The 16,828-nt window shown below is 65.4% G+C and carries 13 protein-coding genes; 4 read left to right on the top strand and 9 right to left on the bottom strand.

Annotated elements, in window-relative coordinates; all coding sequences use genetic code 11:
• Positions 1–20: 20 nt before the first annotated feature.
• Genes flhB through OE747_RS03840 form a run of 5 tightly spaced genes read right to left on the bottom strand, consistent with a single transcriptional unit; the run spans position 21 to position 5,374 of the window.
• Positions 21–1,109: a flagellar type III secretion system protein FlhB gene (gene flhB, locus OE747_RS03860; RefSeq protein WP_263827285.1), complete on the bottom strand. Its 1,089-nt coding sequence runs from the start codon at positions 1,107–1,109 to the stop codon at positions 21–23.
• On the bottom strand, positions 1,106–1,879 hold the full coding sequence (locus tag OE747_RS03855; protein ID WP_263827284.1) for a flagellar biosynthetic protein FliR: 774 nt from the start codon (positions 1,877–1,879) through the stop codon (positions 1,106–1,108). Before OE747_RS03855 ends, flhB begins: the two co-directional genes overlap by 4 nt.
• Positions 1,876–3,948 (bottom strand): flagellar biosynthesis protein FlhA, encoded by a 2,073-nt coding sequence (flhA, locus tag OE747_RS03850; protein ID WP_404818291.1) that lies wholly within the window; start codon positions 3,946–3,948, stop codon positions 1,876–1,878. The genes OE747_RS03855 and flhA overlap by 4 nt, the downstream gene beginning before the upstream one ends.
• Before the next feature lie 25 nt (positions 3,949–3,973).
• Positions 3,974–4,690: a transglycosylase SLT domain-containing protein gene (locus OE747_RS03845; RefSeq protein ID WP_318527292.1), complete on the bottom strand. Its 717-nt coding sequence runs from the start codon at positions 4,688–4,690 to the stop codon at positions 3,974–3,976.
• A 60-nt stretch (positions 4,691–4,750) separates the two neighbouring features.
• On the bottom strand, positions 4,751–5,374 hold the full coding sequence (locus OE747_RS03840; protein WP_263827282.1) for a TetR/AcrR family transcriptional regulator: 624 nt from the start codon (positions 5,372–5,374) through the stop codon (positions 4,751–4,753).
• A 104-nt stretch (positions 5,375–5,478) separates the two neighbouring features.
• On the opposite strand from OE747_RS03840, the gene OE747_RS03835 reads away from it, so the two are divergent.
• The 4 genes from OE747_RS03835 to OE747_RS03820 are packed head-to-tail and all read left to right on the top strand — an operon-like array spanning position 5,479 to position 11,811.
• A complete protein-coding gene (locus tag OE747_RS03835; protein ID WP_263827281.1) occupies positions 5,479–7,047 on the top strand; it encodes a trimethylamine methyltransferase family protein in 1,569 nt (522 codons plus the stop codon).
• Positions 7,048–7,056: 9 nt separating this feature from the next.
• Positions 7,057–9,102: an NADH:flavin oxidoreductase gene (locus OE747_RS03830; RefSeq protein ID WP_263827280.1), complete on the top strand. Its 2,046-nt coding sequence runs from the start codon at positions 7,057–7,059 to the stop codon at positions 9,100–9,102.
• 1 nt (position 9,103) lies between these two features.
• On the top strand, positions 9,104–9,835 hold the full coding sequence (locus tag OE747_RS03825; RefSeq protein ID WP_263827279.1) for an NAD(P)-binding domain-containing protein: 732 nt from the start codon (positions 9,104–9,106) through the stop codon (positions 9,833–9,835).
• Positions 9,832–11,811 carry an oxidoreductase gene (locus tag OE747_RS03820; protein WP_263827278.1) on the top strand — a complete coding sequence of 660 codons (1,980 nt, stop codon included), beginning with the start codon at positions 9,832–9,834 and terminating at the stop codon, positions 11,809–11,811. Before OE747_RS03825 ends, OE747_RS03820 begins: the two co-directional genes overlap by 4 nt.
• Positions 11,812–11,820: 9 nt before the next feature.
• Here the strand turns inward: OE747_RS03820 and OE747_RS03815 are convergent, their stop codons facing one another.
• The 4 genes from OE747_RS03815 to OE747_RS03800 form a co-directional block, all read right to left on the bottom strand.
• Entirely contained in the window at positions 11,821–12,945 is a 1,125-nt protein-coding gene (locus OE747_RS03815; protein ID WP_263827277.1) for an LptF/LptG family permease, read from the bottom strand.
• An 86-nt stretch (positions 12,946–13,031) separates the two neighbouring features.
• Entirely contained in the window at positions 13,032–14,456 is a 1,425-nt protein-coding gene (locus OE747_RS03810; protein WP_263827276.1) for an amidase, read from the bottom strand.
• Between the two features lie 11 nt (positions 14,457–14,467).
• A complete protein-coding gene (locus OE747_RS03805; protein ID WP_263827275.1) occupies positions 14,468–15,679 on the bottom strand; it encodes a serine hydrolase domain-containing protein in 1,212 nt (403 codons plus the stop codon).
• A 68-nt stretch (positions 15,680–15,747) separates the two neighbouring features.
• Positions 15,748–16,770, bottom strand: a complete 1,023-nt coding sequence (locus tag OE747_RS03800; protein WP_263827274.1) for an ABC transporter substrate-binding protein — start codon at positions 16,768–16,770, stop codon at positions 15,748–15,750.
• Between the last annotated feature and the right edge of the window lie 58 nt (positions 16,771–16,828).

Below are 16,828 nucleotides of genomic sequence, written 5' to 3'. Positions count from 1 at the left end.
GCGGTCAAGCATCTGCCTTTTCATCTGAACTGCCCTCGCGCGCGGCGCCGCATCGCTTCGGCGAAGCGGATCGCCGCAGCAACCGGGCCATAGTGTTCCTCGCCGATCTCCTGGCCGATCTCGACCACCGCATGCAGGGCGCGGGCGGTGGGCGGATCCGAATGGATCGGCACCCCGGCCTCGATCGCGGCGCGCCGGATCGCGGCGGCGGTCTCGTCGACGCCTTTGGCCACGCAGACCGGTGCGGACCCCTTTTGTCGCGACCATTTCAGCGCAACCGCGTAATGCGTCGGGTTCACGATCACCACGTCCGAGCCGGGCACATCGGCGAGCATCTGGTTCATCGCGATCTCCTGTCCGCGCTGGCGGCGCTGGCTTTTGACATGCGGGTCTCCCTCGGCGTCCTTCATCTCGTCCATGATCTCCTTGCGGGACATCATGTTCTTGCGGATGTGCTCGGCGTGCTGCCACAAGAAGTCGACCGCGCCGATCACCAGCGCGACGGCGACCACCAGGAACATGAAGCCGGACAAGAGCCGAGCCATGGTCAGAACCGACTGGCGCGCGTCCATTCCGGCGGTGGCCACGATCTCGGTCAGGTTCATCCGGATATAGAGGCCGAGTGTCACCGAGTAGAGCAGCAGCTTGACGAAACTCTTGCCGAACTCGAACAGGCCTCCGCGTCCGAACTTGTTCTTGGCGTTCGATATTATCGAAATGCGTGACAGTTTCGGCTCCAGCTTGGAGGGTGCCAAGACAAAAGCCCGCTGCGCCACCACCGACAGGATCACCGCTGCTGCGGGGATGACGAAAACCGGTAGCAGCGCGACCGATACCGCCCCGAACAGGCCACCGACCGGTCCGGTCGCGGGACCGTTGAAGATCAGCCGCGACAGCCCGTCGGACTGGTCGATGAGAACCAGCAGCGGGTTGGCCAGCTGCGTCATCCCGGCCGCGCCCAGCCCGGTCAGCGCCAGGGTCATGCCGGCATAGCCCGCCACCATCGACAGGTCGGCCGACCGGGCGACCTCGCCGCGTTCGCGCGCCTTCTGCAACTTGTGCGGCGTCGGTTCGAACGACTTTTCGCTGTCGTCGTCCGGCCCGCTCATGGCCGCGCCCCGACCGGGTCCTGGAAGAACGCCATCAAGGCGTCAAGCCAGACCGACAGGATCACCGGCGTCGCCACCAGAAGCAGCGCCATGCCGCCAAAGGTGATCAGCGGCGCGCCGACAAAGGCGACCATCAGTTGTGGCATCGCCCGGTTGATCGCCCCAAGCGCCAGGTTGTAGATCAGCGACAGGATGACAAAAGGCGCGGCCAGGCCAAAGGCCAGGGCAAACATCCGGCCCACCTGCGCCACGCCCCATTGCGTCAGGCTCGCCGCAGCCGGCAATTCGCCCACCGGGAACAGGGTATAGGACCGGATCAGGAACTCGGCGGCGCGCACATGCAGCCCGGCCATGACCGCCAGGGTCAGGCCCGCCATCATCAGCAGGTGCCCCATCGCCGGTGTCGGCTCGCTGACCGCGCCGCCCAGCAGCTGTGATAGCGAGGTGGCCTGAGCCGCGATCATCCCCGCCACCTGAAGCGCCATGGCAAAGAGCCGGATGCCGAGGCCCATGGCCAGCCCGGCCAGCGCCTCGGTCCCTGCCAGGGCGGCGAACTGCATCGGGTCCGCGACGGCGGGCGCGGCAGGGGTCGCAGGGGCGATGATCAGGGAAAACGCCGCCGCCACTCCGAACCGGACCCGCATCGGGATCGACGATTCTCCAAACGCGGGCAGCACCGAAACCAGGGCCGATACCCGCAGGAATACCGCGAACACCTGCCAGAGCTCGGCAGAGATCAGGGTCAGGAGCTCGGGCGGCAGCGCGATCATGTCGGCACCTGCCCGACCAGCGAGGGCCGCGCCTCGAGCCCGATTTCCTCGAAGGACAGCACCGGGTTCGAGATGCCGCGCGCACGCAGGATGGTGCGCAGGAACCGCCGCCGCCGGGTCGAGGTGACAAGCGCCGCAAAAATCCCCTGGCTCGCGGTCTGGCCCAGGCGCCGCGCGATCCCGTCCGCCAGCTTGTTGAACAGGTCGGGCGGCAGCGCAATATCCATCCCGCCGCCCGCGCCGTCCAGCTGATAGGTGGCAAAGGTCTCTTCCCATTCGGGCGCCAGCTGCACCAGCGGGATCGAGCCGTCGGGTCGTTTCATCTCGGCCACCAGTTGGAAGCCCAGCCGCTGGCGGACATGCTCACAGATCGCCTCGGGCTGGGTGGTGGCGAGCCGCGCTTCGGCCACCGCTTCCAGGATCAGCGGCATGTTGCGGATCGACACCCGTTCGTCCAGCAAGAGCCGCAGCACCGCGTGCAGCGTGTCGATCGGCACCTTGTCGGGGATCAGCTCGTCCAGCAGCTTGCGGTTGGCCTCGGCGCGGCCGGGATCGGACAATTGCGTCATCTCGGACAGTAGCCGGCGCAGCGATTTGAGCGTCAGCAGCCGGGCAAAGTTCTGCTTGATCACCTCCAGCAGATGGGTCGCCAGGATCTCGGGCGGGGCCACGATCGTGGCCCCCGACAGCGCGGCGGTCTCCTGATCCTTGGGCAGGATCCAGCGGGCGGGGGCGCCATAGACCGGCTCGCTCACGTCCTTGCCATCGGGCAGGGCGTCGGGCTGGTCGGTCATCAGCGCCAGGATCAGATCGGGGTGCAGCAGGCCACGGGCCTGCTCGACCCCCTGCACCTTGATCACATAGGTGCCAGAGGGCAGCTCGGCCTGATCGGTCAGCCGGATATCGGGCAGGATCAGCCCGTAGACCGAGGCCACATGAGTGCGCATATTGGCGATCCGGGCGTCCAGCCCGGTGCCGGGGTCCAACGCCATGCCCACCAGGTCGGGGGCGAATTCCAGATGCACGTCGTCGAGATCGAGGATATCGCCAATGCCCTGACGTGCCACCGGCGCCACCTCGGCCCCTGCCCTGGCCGCGCTTTCCGCCGCCGCCCTTTGCTTGCGGTACATCGACCAGGCGGCATAGCCCAGCACTGCGCCGCCCGCGATGAAGGGCAGAAAGGGCAGGCCGGGCACCAGCGCGAACAGCACCATCAGCACCGCCACCGTGGCCAGCGCCGCCGGGTGCCGCCCCAGCTGCGAGAACAGTGCGCTGTCCGTCGCCCCCTGGGTGCCGCCGCGCGCCAGCAAGAGCGCCGAGGCGATCGAGATGATCACGGCTGGGATCTGCGACACCAGCCCGTCGCCGACCGTCAGGATGGCATAGGTCTCGAACGCGGCGCCCACCGGCATGCCATGCACGATGACCCCCATGATCAGCCCCATCACCAGGTTCAGAAGCGTGATCAGCAGCCCGGCGATGGCATCGCCCTTGACGAATTTCGACGCCCCGTCGAGCGAGCCGAAAAACGTGGTCTCCTGCTGTTCCAGTTCGCGCCGGGCCTTGGCCTGCTGGTGGTCGATGGCGCCCGCCGACATGTCGCTGTCGATGGCCAGCTGCTTGCCCGGCATCCCGTCCAGCGCAAAGCGCGCGCCGACTTCGGCCATGCGGGCGGCGCCCTTGGTGATCACCATGAAGTTGACGATCAAGAGCACGCCGAACACCACGAGGCCCAGGAAGATGCTGCCGCTCATCACGAACTGGGCAAACCCCTCGATCACGTCGCCGGCGGCATTGGGCCCGGTATGCCCCTGACCGATGATCAACTTGGTCGAGGAGACATTGAGCGACAGCCGCAGCATCAGCGAGGCGAGCAGGATCGTCGGAAAAGACGAGAAATCGAGCGGCCGCTCGATGAACAGGGTCAGGGTAAAGATCAGGATCGCCAGCGCGAAAGAGGCCGCCAGCCCGATATCCAGCACCCAGGCGGGCATCGGCAGGATCATCATCACGATGATCGCCATCAGCGCCAGCGACAGCAAAACGGTCGGGCTGAACAGCGTTCTCATGTCAATTCTCGGCAAGGCGGCGATCCTAGTTGAACGGGATAAAGGCACGGCCAGCCTGGCCGGTGGCAACCAGCGACCCCAGGCGCGTTGCGCCGGGTGACGCCGGGCCGCCAAGGGCGATCAGCGGCTGCGCCCGCGCTGCCGTCAGCGGCCCGGGCTGCGGTTCGGGGCTGGCATCGTCCATCCGGATCCGTGTTTTCTCGAACCGGGCGGCATAGGCATCGGCCAGCGACGGGGTGCGCGAATGAAACGCGCCCGCCGCCGCGTTCCATGACCCCAGCTCGCCATACAGATCCTTGAGGAAGCGGGCGGCGTAATCGGCGTTGATCTCGGGGTCGAACATCTCGTCGATCGAGCGGAAGGCCTGGCTGTGCCAGCGGTAGTTGATCTGGAAACAGCCCACGTCGAAACTGCGCGCGCCCGATTTGAACCGCTCAAATACATATGTCTGCGCGGCGGTCTGCGAGGGGAACCAGTGACCGACACCCTCCATGTTGACGGTCCAGGGCCAGGGTTCCAGCGCGCCGCCGCTGTTGCGCCCGGTTTCGACCCGGGTGATCGCGCGCATCACGTCGAGCGGCACGTCATGGGCGCGCGCCGCGCGCCGGGCGGCCATGTCGCACAGGCCCGAAATGCCGGGATCGACCGTTGCCGCCGCAGGGGCGGGCAGGGCAAGCAGGCACAAGGCCGCCTGCCGCAGCACGGGCGCAAGAAGGGCATTCAAGGTACGGTCTCTGGGCATTCTGCCTGTCCGGGATTCTTCCTCTCCCCGGACGTTATCGGCAGGTCCGTTTACAACCGGTTAGCGCGGACCGGATTCCGGGTGCCGCGACATGAACCGGTCGATATCCGTCTCTGACGGGGTGACCCCGGTGAACACCTCGACATAGTCGGGCATATTGGCCAGCCGGGTCTCGGGGTTTTCCTCGATCCGCATCGAGATATAGCCGACCTGGGTGTACATCACCGTCATCGCCCGCACATTGGCCTGCTGCGTGGAATAGCCGAACCGCAGGAACATCGCGGCGACCGCGTTCTGCCGCGCCAGATCGGCCCGGTCGAGCCGCGCCTGAAGCCCAGCATCGTTGCGCGCCCAGTTGCGAATCGCCAGGTCCAGCCGGGCATCGAACAATGCGTCGTCCAGCCAGCAATCGAACAGGTTGAACATCGCCTCGACGATGCTCTCGGCAAAGGCCTCGGTCCGGGCCACCAGATTGCCGGTGTTCTTTTCCTCCCAACGGCGCACCATCGCCTCCAGCAGGGCCTCGCGATCCTTGAAATGCCAATAGAATCCGGTGCGCGCGACGCCCAGTTTCTGCGCCAGCGGCATGATCTTGACCGCCTCGACCCCGCTTTCGGTCAACAGGTCATAGGCGGCGGCCAGCCAGGCGGCTTCGGTGCTGGAGGGTTTGGGCGCGATCGTCATGGTGAAAGACCTAACAGTATCGACACCACTGCACAAGTTACTTGACACAAGTGTCGAGTCTCGCACAGATAGATCAGTTTCGCCGTTTATCGCAGGTTCCACCCATGACCGATCAGACTCCCGCCAGGTCGCGGCGCGCGCGCCGCAGCTCCGACAAATCCACCCGTTCGGCCGAGCCGGGACAGAACCTGCACCTGCGGGTGCCCTATATCACCCGCAAGATCCCTGCCTACGATCTGTTGGGCGAGGAGGCGCTGGAGAAGATTGAGGCCACCGCCGACCGTATCCTGGCCGAAATCGGGATCGAGCTGCGCGACGACGAAGAGAGCATGAAGCTCTACAAGAAGGCGGGCGCGCAGGTCTCCGATGTCCGGGCCAACACCTGGAACGTCCGGTTCGAGCCGGGCATGTTGCGCGAGATCCTGAAAACCGCGCCCGCGCGCTTTACCCAGCATGCGCGCAACCCGGCCAACAATGTCGATATCGGTGGCGATGCGATGGTGTTCGCGCCTGCCTATGGCTCGCCCTTCGTGATGGACATGGACAATGGCCGCCGCTACGGCACCATCCAGGACTTCCAGAACCTGATCAAGCTGGGCCAGTCCTCGCCCTGGCTGCACCATTCCGGCGGCACCATCTGCGAGCCGACGGATATCCCGGTGAACAAGCGGCATCTCGACATGGTCTATTCCCACATGCGCTATTCCGACCGCGCCTTTCTGGGTTCGATCACCGCGCCCGAACGCGCCGCCGACAGTATCGAGATGTGCCGGATCCTGTTCGGCGCGGATTTCGTCGACCAAAACTGCGTGATCATGGGCAATTTCAACACCACCTCGCCGCTGGTGATCGACGGCGTCACCGCCTCGGGCATCCGGACCTATGCGGCGGCGGGGCAGGGCTCGATCCACCTGCCGTTTCTCTTGGGGGGCGCCGTGTCGCCGCTGACCATGGCGGGGGCTGTGGCGCAGTGTCTGGCCGAATCCATGGCCTCCTGCGCCATCGCCCAGCTGACCCGCCCCGGCGCGCCGACCATTCTGGCCGGGTTCCTGTCGTCGATGAGCCTGCGCTCAGGCAGCCCCACCTTTGGCACGCCGGAACCGGCGCTGGGTTCGCTGGTTATGGGCCAACTGGCGCGCCGTCTGAACATGCCGCTGCGCTGCGCCGGCAATTTTTCGACCTCCAAGGCGCCCGACGGGCAGGCCATGCAGCAGGCGATGATGTCGATGATGTCGGCGGTGCAGGGCGGCGCGAACTACATCCTGCATTCGGCCGGTTTTGTCGATGGTCTGCTCAGCATGTCCTACGAGAAATTCGTGATGGATACCGACATGTGCGGCGCGCTGCATTCCTATCTGGCCGGGATCGAGGTGAACGAGGATACTCTCGGTTTCGATGCGCTGGCGCAGAACGGCCCGGGCGAGCATATGTTCGGCACCGACCACACCCTGCGCCATTATGAAACCGCCTATTGGGACAGCGGGCTGAACGACGATCAGACCCACGAGACCTGGTTCGAACAGGGCAGCGCCGATTATGCCACCCGTGCCAACAAGCGGTGGAAGGACATCCTGAACACCTACGAGGCACCGGCGATGGACGACGCGACCGACGAGGCGCTGCGCGAGTTCATCGACCGCAAGAAAGCCTCCATGCCCGATGCCTGGTACTGAGGAAAGCCCATGTCCCGCGACCCGCTGCTGCAACCCTATCAGCTGAAACACCTGACCCTGAAAAACCGGATCATGACCACCAGTCATGAACCGGCCTATCCCGAGGACGGCCTGCCAAAGGACCGCTATCGCGCCTATCACGTTGAACGCGCCAAGGCGGGCGTGGCAATGACCATGACCGCCGGGTCCGCCTCGGTCAGTCGTGACAGCCCGCCGGTGTTCAACAACATCCTGGTCTGGCGTGACGAGGTGGTGGGCTGGATGAAGAAACTGGCCGACGAATGCCACGACCACGGCTGCGCGGTGATGATCCAGCTCACGCATCTGGGCCGCCGCACCGGCTGGGACAAGGGCGCCTGGCTGCCTTCGGTCAGCTCGACATCCGACCGGGAACCGGCGCACCGCCGGTTTCCGAAACTGGCCGAGGAGTGGGACATTTCCCGCATCATCGGCGACTTCGCCGATGCTGCCGAAAAGATGAAACTGGCGGGGTTGGACGGGGTCGAGATCATGACCCACGGCCACCTGCTGGATCAGTTCATGTCGCCGCTCAGCAACGAGCTCGATGGCCCTTATGGCAAGGCGACGTTGCAAACCCGGATGCAACTGACGCTCGATATCATCGACGCGGTGCGCAAGCGGGTCGGCGAGGATTTCATCGTCGGCACCCGCTTTGCCCCCGACGAGGCGCAGACGGGCGGCATCACCGAAGAGATGGGCATGCAGATCGCCCATATGTTCAAGGCGACCGGGCAGCTCGACTATCTCAACATCAACCGGGGCCGGATCCACACCGACCCCGCGATGACCGACATGATCCCGGTGCAGGGGATGAAGGCCGCGCCGCATCTCGATTTCGCCGGGCGGGTCCGGGCCGAGGTCGGCATGCCCACCTTCCATGCCTCTAAAATCCCCGATGTCGCCACCGCGCGCCATGCCATTGTCACCGGGCAGCTCGACATGGTGGGCATGACCCGTGCCCATATGGCCGACCCTTATCTGGTGCAAAAGATCGTCGAGGGTCGCGAACACGATATCCGCCCCTGTGTCGGCGCCACTTATTGCCTGGACCGGATCTATCAGGCGGGCGAGGCGCTGTGCATTCACAACCCCGCCACCGGGCGCGAACTGACCATGCCGCATCAGATCCCGGCGGCGGAGACCCGCAAGCGGGTCGTGATCGTGGGCGCCGGTCCGGCAGGGCTGGAAGCCGCGCGTGTCGCCGCCGAGCGCGGCCACCATGTGACCGTGTTCGAGGCCCAGCCCGACCCCGGCGGCCAGATCCGCCTGACCGTGCAGAACCCGCGCCGCCGCGAGATGATCGGCATCGTTGACTGGCGCATGGCGCAATGCGCCGCCCGCGATGTCGAGTTTCACTTCAACACCTGGGCCGAGGCGGCGGATGTGACCGCGCTGAACCCCGATGTGGTGATCGTCGCCACCGGTGGCCTGCCCAACACCAAGCTCTTTGAATCCGGGCGCGAGAACGACCTGCTGGTCAGCACCTGGGACGTGATCTCGGGCGATGTGAAACCGGGGCGCGAGGTGCTGATCTATGACGAAAGCGGCGACCACCCGGGCGTGATGGCGGCCGAGATTGCCGCCAATGCGGGCGCAAAGGTCGAGGTGATGACCCCCGATCGCAGCTTTGCCCCCGATATCATGGGCATGAATCTGGTCCCCTATATGCGCGCGCTTCAGGACAAGGATGTGACCTTTACCGTCACCCGCCGCCTGCTGGACGTGACCCGCGACGGGAACCGGCTGAAGGCGAAAATCGGTACCGATTACAGCAGCTTCAGCAAGGACCAGACCTATGACCAGGTGGTGGTGAACTATGGCACCATGCCGATAGCCGACCTCTATTTCGAATTGCGCCCGCTGTCGCGCAATGGCGGCGAGGTCGACTATCAGTCGCTGATCGACGGGCATCCGCAGAGGATCGAAACCAATCCCGACGGTGCGTTCCAGCTCTTTCGCATCGGTGACGCGGTCAGCGCCCGCAACACCCATGCCGCGATCTATGACGCGCTAAGGCTGATGAAGGATATCTGACATGCGCATCGGGGTGATCGGAACCGGAACCATCGCAACCGCCGTCGTGCACGGCATCGCGGGCGACGGGCATGCGATCACCGTATCCGACCGCAGCGCGGCCAATGCGCAGGCCTTGGCCGCCGCTTACCCCAATGTCCGGGTCGCCTCCAATCAGGCGGTTGTCGAGGAAAGCGATATCGTCATCCTCGGGCTGATGGCGGAGAAAAGCGCCGCGATCCTTGATGCGCTGACCTTTCGCACCGATCAGCAGGTGATCACACTGATGGCGGGCGCCACGCTGGAGGAGGTGGCGCAGATGGTCGCCCCCGCCCGCGCCGCCGCGATCATGATGCCTTTTCCGGGTATCGCACAGGGCGGCTCGCCCATCATGATGCATGGCGATACCGATCTGGTCCGCGCATTGTTTGGGGCGCGCAACCAGGTCTTTGCGCTGAAGGACGCCGCCGAGATGGCGGCCTATCTCTGCGCCCAGGCGGTGCTGTCGCCGGTGGCCCGGATGGTCAGCGATGCGGCGGGCTGGCTGTCCTCCCGCGTCTCGGACCCCGCGCAGGGAGAGGCGTTTCTGCGCGCGCTCGTGGCCTCCAGCGTTGCGGGTACCGACTGCGCCAGCCTGATCGAGGCGCTCAATACGCCGGGCGGCTATAACCAACGCCTGCGCCTGCATATGGAGGGCTCGGGCATGGGCGGCAGCCTGCGTGCGGGGCTTGATAGGCTGGAGAAAGACGCATGAGTTTCAAGCACATCTTCACCCCGGTCCAGCTGCGGCACAAACAGCTGAAAAACCGCATCGTGTTCGGCGCCCATACCACCAACATGGCCCATGACGGCCTGCCGGGCGACCAGCATCTGGCCTATTACGAGGAACGCGCCATGGGGGGCGCCGCGATGATCGTGGTCGAGCCGATGCCGGTCCATGCCGCCGCCGTGCTGACGCGCGGCAATTTCCGTCATTCCAGCGATGACGTGATCCCGCATTTCGCCCGCATCACCCAGGCCTGCAAGGCGCATGGCACGGTGATGATCCAGCAGCTCTATCATGTCGGCGCGCATGGCGACTGGGACAATTCCTGGCACGCCAACTGGTCGCCCTCGGGCGGGCCCAGCTATCACGACAACGATGGCAGCCACGCCATGACCAAAGACGAGATCGAGGAAACCATTCAGGGTTTTGTCGATGCCGCGATCCGCTGCCAGAAGGCGGGGTTCGATGGGGTCGAGGTCTGGGCCGCCTATCACTGCCTTCTCGATCAGTTCTGGACGCCGTTTTCCAACCAGCGCAGCGACCAATGGGGCGGCTCCCTGGAAAACCGCACCCGGCTTTCGCGCGAAATCATGGCGCGCATCCGCGCCGCCTGCGGCCCCGAATTCATCATCGGCCTGTCGGTCAACGACGATTCCGACAAGCCCGTCTGCCTCAGCCATGACGAGATGGTCGAGATCGTGGTGCTGCACGACGCCCAAGGGCTGATGGATTATGTCACCGTCGGTTCGGGCAGCTATTTCGACTTCTACAAGCTCCTGCCCAGCTTCCAGTATGCCGAAAACCTCGGCGCCGATCTGGCCGAGCGGCTGAAACAGGCCAACCTGACCGCGCTGGTCACCGCCGAGGCCAATATCCGTACCCCCGACAACGCCAACACCGTGTTGGGCGCCGGGCGGGCCGATCTGGTGTCGATCGTGCGTGGTCAGATCGCCGACCCGCATCTCGTGGCCAAGGCCGAACGCGGCGCGCCCGACGATATTCGAGGCTGCCTCAGTTGCAACCAGCAATGCTGGGGACGGCGCGGGCGCGATTACTATATCTCCTGCCTGGTGAACCCCTCGGCCGGGCACGAATACCTCTGGGGCGGTGACCGGTTCACGCCCGCGCAGACCCCCCAAACGGTGCTGGTGGTAGGCGGCGGCCCTGCCGGGCTGGAATGCGCCCGGGTGGCTGCCGAACGCGGGCACCGGGTGATCCTGGCCGAGGCCGGACCGGAACTGGGCGGGCAATTCCGGCTCGCCGGGTTGCAACCGCGCCGGGCCCAGATCACCGATCTGATCGGCTGGTACGAACGCCAGCTGCGCCAGCTTCAGGTCGAGATCCGCTACAACACCTATCTGGATGCCCAGGACGTCGCCGCCATCGGTGCCGACCATGTTATACTGGCCACGGGCTCCGCCCCGCCGGAAACGGGGTTCCAGAAGGCGCTGCCGCATGTGGCCCGCCTGCCGGGGATCGAACGCGGACAGGTCTGGTCCATCCAGGACGTGATGACCCGCGCCGCCCGGCTGGGGAACGACATCGTGCTGCTGGACGAGGCAGGCAACTGGCGCGGTATCGGCACCGCCTGGCATCTGGCGGAAAAGGGCCACAAGGTCACCATCGTCACCCCCGACCCGATGATCGGGCGGGAACTGGCGCGCTCGGCTACCGATTTCCCGGCCCGTGCCACGCTGGCGGGGCTGGGCGTGCGCTTTGTCACCGAAAGCGCCCTGACAGGGTGGAGCGACGCAGGCGCCGCGATCCTGTCGCTGCTGACCGGCGAGAGCCAAACCATCGCCGCCGACAGCCTGGTTCTGGCCACCGCCAACACCCCCGAGACCGGTCTGGCGCAGGATCTGCGGGAGAGGGGGATAAAGGCCACCAGCATCGGCGATGCCGCCGCCCCGCGGCTGGCCGCCGCCGCCATTCACGAGGGCCGCAAGACCGGGCTGACCCTCTGACCCGGCGCCTCAGGCCAGCTCGGGCGCCCTGCGCCTCGGCCGGATCGGTCGCCCCGCGATCCTGAGAAACAGCACCGACACCGCGATACCGCTAAGCGCCGGCATATGTTGCAGCCACCACAGGTCCGGGTTCTCGGTCACCGTGGCCGATGCGACACCGCGCAGCCCTTCGATAGCAACCAGCAGCGCAAAGGCACCCAGCAATTGCGGCCACAGGCCAAAGCGCGAGAACGTGCCCAGCATCAGCGTCGAAAACCCGACCATCGCCACCGCCACGCTGATGGCCAGCCAGGACAGCCGCTCGTGCAACTCCTCCACGATATCGCCATGGGAATAGGTATCGGCCCCGGACCCGCCCAGCCGCGCCCGGTTCAGTTCCAGCGTCGGAATACCGCGAATGTCCCGCGCCCGGACCTCGTCGCGCCGGGCCAGCGCCGAGATGTCATAGGTGAAATCGCTGAACACCGTGGTCGACAGCAGCTTGGTCTTGGTGTCCATCCGCAAGGCCGTGCCTTCGACCATCACCAGCGCCACCTGTTCGCCGCTGCGTGCCAGAAAGGCCTTGGAACTGGTATAGGTCACCACCTGTTCCGGCCGCCGCCGGTCCGACAGGTAGACATCGCTCAGTGTGCCGTCGCGGCCGATATTGCCGATATAGACGGTGACACCCTTGACCGGATGCATGAACTGCCCGTCATTCAGCAGTTGCGCTGTCATGTCGCCCGCCACCTCGGCCTGCCGCGCCTCCAGCCGTTGCAGCGAGGCGGGGCGCAGGTAAAGCGTGATCGTGCCCAGCATCACCGCGCAGACCAGCCCGAACAGAACCACCGGACGTGCCAGCCGCATCGGGCTGGTTCCGGTGGCCAGCATCACCGTCAGCTCGCTTTCCCGGTTCAGGCGGTTGGTGACATAGACGGTGGCGGCAAAGGCCGCCATCGGCATCACCGTGCGGATGAGCGAGGGCAGCGACAGCGCGGTGAACTCCAGCGCCACCATGGCAGTCTGGCCGCTGCTGATCAGCTTGTCGAACAGGCTGACCGCCTTGCTGATCCAGAACACGCCGACCAGGACAAAGGCGAAAAACCCGCAGAGCACCAGCAACTGGCGCAGGAAATATCCATCGAATTTCGACATGCGGTCTTTCGCCTTGGCTGTCCGGATGCGGCACCATAAGCCATGGCCGGGGAATACGAAACTCACATTTCCGGGGCAGTTCCCGCTTAGGTCAGTTTCGGCCTGCCCGCCGTATCCGCGAACCAGCCGCCCTGTGCCGCCTCGAATGCCATCGCCGCCTGAAACACCACCTCGTCGCTATAGGTCGGCCCGACGATCTGGATTCCGGTCGGCACCCCGTTTCCGGCAAATCCCGACGGCACCGAGATCACCGGGCAGCGGCTCATCATGTTGAAGGGCGTCGTCATCACCCAGCCCAGCTCGGGCCGCACCGATACCCCTTCGATCTCCAGCCCCTCGGCCGAGGGGTCGAAATCGGCGCGCACGGCGGGCAAAGCGTTGGTCGGACAGATCAGGCAATTGTATCGCTCCAGCAGCGGCCCCAGCTTCTTGTAGCTTTCGCCCGCCACTTGCAGTGATCGCACGAAATCGCGGGCGGTGGAACTCAGCGAGCTTTCCGCGAAGGCCCGGCAATAGGTCGTCATCAGGTCGCCATGGCTCTCCAGCTCTTCGGACAGGGCGCCGCCAAAGATATGGGTCAGATAGGCCCAGCAGGCTTCGGGCACTTCCGCGCCCCAGCCGATCTCGACCTCCTCCACCGTCGCGCCCAGGTCGCGGAACACCTGCGCCGCCGCTTGCGTGTTGCGCCGCACGTCCTCGGACACGGTGAAACTGCCCAGATCCATCGACAGCGCGATCTTCCAGCCGCGAATGTCGGGATAGCTGTCGGGTAGCACCAGCTTGGGCTTGAGGGTCGAGATATCCAGCGGGTTCGGCCCGCTCATCAGGTTCTGAAGCAGGATCGCATCCGACACCGAGCGCGCCAGCGGCCCGGTATGGCAATAGAAATCCAGGTTGAAGGGGATGTCGTCGGGGTTGCGCCCATAGGGCGGCTTGTACCCCACCAGCCCGCAGCAAGAGGCCGGGATGCGGATCGACCCACCGATATCCGACCCGGTGGCCAGCGTCGTCGTGCCCGCCGCCAGCGCTGCCGCCGATCCGCCCGACGACCCGCCGGGGGTGAACTCGGGGTTCCACGGATTGCGCGTCACCCCCCACAGCCGCGACCAGGTGAACCCGGCGCAGGAAAATTCGGGCGTCGCCGTGCGCGCATGCACGATGGCGCCCGAGGCCAGAATCGGCTGGTTCATGGGCGAGGTATGGTCGGCCACAAAATCCTGCATGATCAGCGAGCCGCTCGATGTGGGCTTGCCCGCGATCATGCTCTCGTCCTTGATCGCCACCGCCAGCCCGTCCAGCGGGCCATTCGGCGCGCCCTTGGTCCAGCGCGCCTCGGCGGCACGGGCGAGGTCCATCGCCTCGTCGAAATGGGTATGGGTAAAGGCGTTGACGGTCTCTGCCGTGGCCTCGGCCCGGGCGATCTGCGCCGACAGCAATTCGACCGGCGACAGGCTCTTGTCGGCGAACCGGGCCAGGGCCTCGGTCGCGGTGAGATAGATCAGGTCCGACATGTCTTTCCCTTTCAGCTGAGTGCGGCGGCAATCGCGTCGATGGCCCGGATGGTGTTGGAATGACGCATGTCCGAGATCGACTCGGGCCAGCTTGACAGGCAGGCGACCACCAGCTCGCGCTCGGGATCGACATAGATGAACTGCCCATAGATCCCCAGACTGATATGAACGGGCCGGGCCACGTCGCGAATCCAGAACATGTTGCGATAGCGTCCGTTGGGCATGAACTCGCGGCTCTGGTCGTCGAACCTTCCATGGTCGCCGCCGCGCACATCCTCGACCCAGGCGCCTGGGATCACCTGCCGCCCACCGGCGCGGCCGCCGTCCAGCATGGTCTGGCCGAACCGGGCGCAATCGCGCAGGCTGGCGCAGATGCCGCCATCGGCGAGCGGGGTGCCTTCGCGGTCGACGGTGACATAGGCCTCCGCCTCGGCCCCCATCGGCGCCCACAGCACCTCGGACACCGTCCGGGCAAAGGATTGCCCGCTCACCCGTGCGATCAGCACGCCCAAGAGATCGGTCTCGATCGAGCGATAGCTGAACCGCGCCCCATGCGGGGCCTCGCAATCGGTCAGCGACAGGATCTGTGCCCAGGTGGTCTCGGGGCATTGGGCAGGGTCCGCGCCCGGCGGCATCGGCTTCCACCCCGAGGCATATTCCAGCCGCGCGACATCGCAATCGGGGTCCTCGTAATCCTCGACGAACCGGACGCCGGTGGTCATGTCCAGCACCTGTTGCAGCGTCGCGCCCTTCCAGCCCGTCGCCGCCAGTTCGGGCAGGTATTCCGTCATCGGCGCAGCGGGATCCAGCAGGCCCCGGTCGATCAGGATGCCCGCTGTTGTCGACGCGATGGATTTCGACACCGACATCAGCAGGTGGCGCGTGCCGCGCGTCATCCCGTTGTGATAGCTCTCGTGCAGGATGCGGCCCCGATGCGCCACCAGGAACCCGTCGGCATAATCCGCCAGCAGATCCGCCAGCGTCATCGGCTTGCCGTCGCAGCCGGTGAAGGCGATGCGCGACAGGTCCTGCGGCGCCTCTTCCCAGGTCAGCGCCGCAGGCCCGCGCGGGATCTCTTCGGTCGGCACGCACATGCGGATGTTCTGGAAGCTCCAGCGGTTCCAGGGTGTCCGGTCCCAGTCATGGGGCGGCAGTCGCCAGCCAAGCGGCGCCTTGCCCCGCAGGATCGGTGCCCGCAGGTCGGCGTTGCGATAGGATGTCATTGGTCTCTCCAAAGGCCCGAGCCTTTTGCGAAAGGGCCCGCAACCGGGCCCTTTCCTGTCTCACAACCTTACTTCTGAAGGTCGGTCCAGATCCGGGTATAAAGCGCCTGTGTCTCCGGCGCGCAGGTGCCGTTGAACTTGCCTGCGGATTTCAGCTCTTCGGGGATCACGATCTCGGGGGCGGTTTTCATGTCCTCGGGCATGAACGCCTCGGACCCCGCGATGCCGTTGGCATAGCGCGCGAATTCCGAGATCAGCGCGGCGTTTTCCGGCGCCATGACAAAGTTCTGGAAGGCCTTGGCCTCGTCCATGTTCTTGGCATCTTTCAGCACCGCGACCGAATCCATCCACAGCGGATAGCCTTCCTTGGGATAGCCATAGGCGATCGCCTCGTTCTGCAACCGCATCCGGAAGGTCGAGCCGTTCCAGTTCACGCCCGCCCACAGGTCTTCCTTGGCGAATTTCTCAAGGTTGCCGTAATCCATGCCCAGCCAGTGCTGCTTGGCGTTGAGCAATGTCTCGTGAACCTTCTTCAACACTTCCTTGTCGTCGGTGCAGGGCTCGCCGCCGGCATACATGATCGCCATGACCATCACGTCGCCCATCTCGGGCACCACGTTGATCTTGCCGCGCAGTTCCTCAGGCGGATCCAGGAAGATGGCAGAGGTGTTGATGTCGCCGCTGTAGTACTTGGTGTTCACCACCACGCCGGTGGTGCCCCACTGCCACGGCACAGTGTAATGCCGGCCGGGGTCCCAATCCACATCGACCCACTTGGCGTCCATGTTCTTGAAGTTTTCCATCTGGTCGGGGCGGGTTTCGGCCAACAGCCCCTCGGAAATCCAGATCGGCACATAGGTATGGGTCGGCACCACGACGTCGAACCCGTGGCCGCCCGCCTTGACCTTGGCCAGCGCGGTGTCGTTGCTGTCGTAATCGGTGATCGTCACCTTGATGCCGGTCTCGGCCTCGAATTTCTCGATCAGCTTGGGGTTGGTGTAGTTGCCCCAGTTGTAGATGTTCAGTTCCTTGGCATAGGCGCCCCCGGCCATCAGGGCCAGCGCGGATGCCGCGGCAAGTACGTGTCTCATGGATGTTCTCTCCTTGTTGGTCCGTTGAGTTTGGTTCCGGCTCTGGCGGCCGGTTGAG

It is taken from the genome of Ruegeria aquimaris (assembly GCF_025751555.1).
In the GTDB taxonomy this organism is placed as follows: domain Bacteria; phylum Pseudomonadota; class Alphaproteobacteria; order Rhodobacterales; family Rhodobacteraceae; genus Ruegeria_B; species Ruegeria_B aquimaris.
Note: the sequence above shows the minus strand (reverse complement) of the source record. Positions and strands in the feature narration are given on the sequence as shown.

Coding starts and splice junctions, on each gene's coding strand:
- flhB (WP_263827285.1), bottom strand. CDS start 1,109: ATGAGCGGGCCGGACGACGACAGCGAAAAGTCGTTCGAACCGACGCCG.
- OE747_RS03855 (WP_263827284.1), bottom strand. CDS start 1,879: ATGATCGCGCTGCCGCCCGAGCTCCTGACCCTGATCTCTGCCGAGCTC.
- flhA (WP_404818291.1), bottom strand. CDS start 3,948: ATGAGAACGCTGTTCAGCCCGACCGTTTTGCTGTCGCTGGCGCTGATG.
- OE747_RS03845 (WP_318527292.1), bottom strand. CDS start 4,690: ATGCCCAGAGACCGTACCTTGAATGCCCTTCTTGCGCCCGTGCTGCGG.
- OE747_RS03840 (WP_263827282.1), bottom strand. CDS start 5,374: ATGACGATCGCGCCCAAACCCTCCAGCACCGAAGCCGCCTGGCTGGCC.
- OE747_RS03835 (WP_263827281.1), top strand. CDS start 5,479: ATGACCGATCAGACTCCCGCCAGGTCGCGGCGCGCGCGCCGCAGCTCC.
- OE747_RS03830 (WP_263827280.1), top strand. CDS start 7,057: ATGTCCCGCGACCCGCTGCTGCAACCCTATCAGCTGAAACACCTGACC.
- OE747_RS03825 (WP_263827279.1), top strand. CDS start 9,104: ATGCGCATCGGGGTGATCGGAACCGGAACCATCGCAACCGCCGTCGTG.
- OE747_RS03820 (WP_263827278.1), top strand. CDS start 9,832: ATGAGTTTCAAGCACATCTTCACCCCGGTCCAGCTGCGGCACAAACAG.
- OE747_RS03815 (WP_263827277.1), bottom strand. CDS start 12,945: ATGTCGAAATTCGATGGATATTTCCTGCGCCAGTTGCTGGTGCTCTGC.
- OE747_RS03810 (WP_263827276.1), bottom strand. CDS start 14,456: ATGTCGGACCTGATCTATCTCACCGCGACCGAGGCCCTGGCCCGGTTC.
- OE747_RS03805 (WP_263827275.1), bottom strand. CDS start 15,679: ATGACATCCTATCGCAACGCCGACCTGCGGGCACCGATCCTGCGGGGC.
- OE747_RS03800 (WP_263827274.1), bottom strand. CDS start 16,770: ATGAGACACGTACTTGCCGCGGCATCCGCGCTGGCCCTGATGGCCGGG.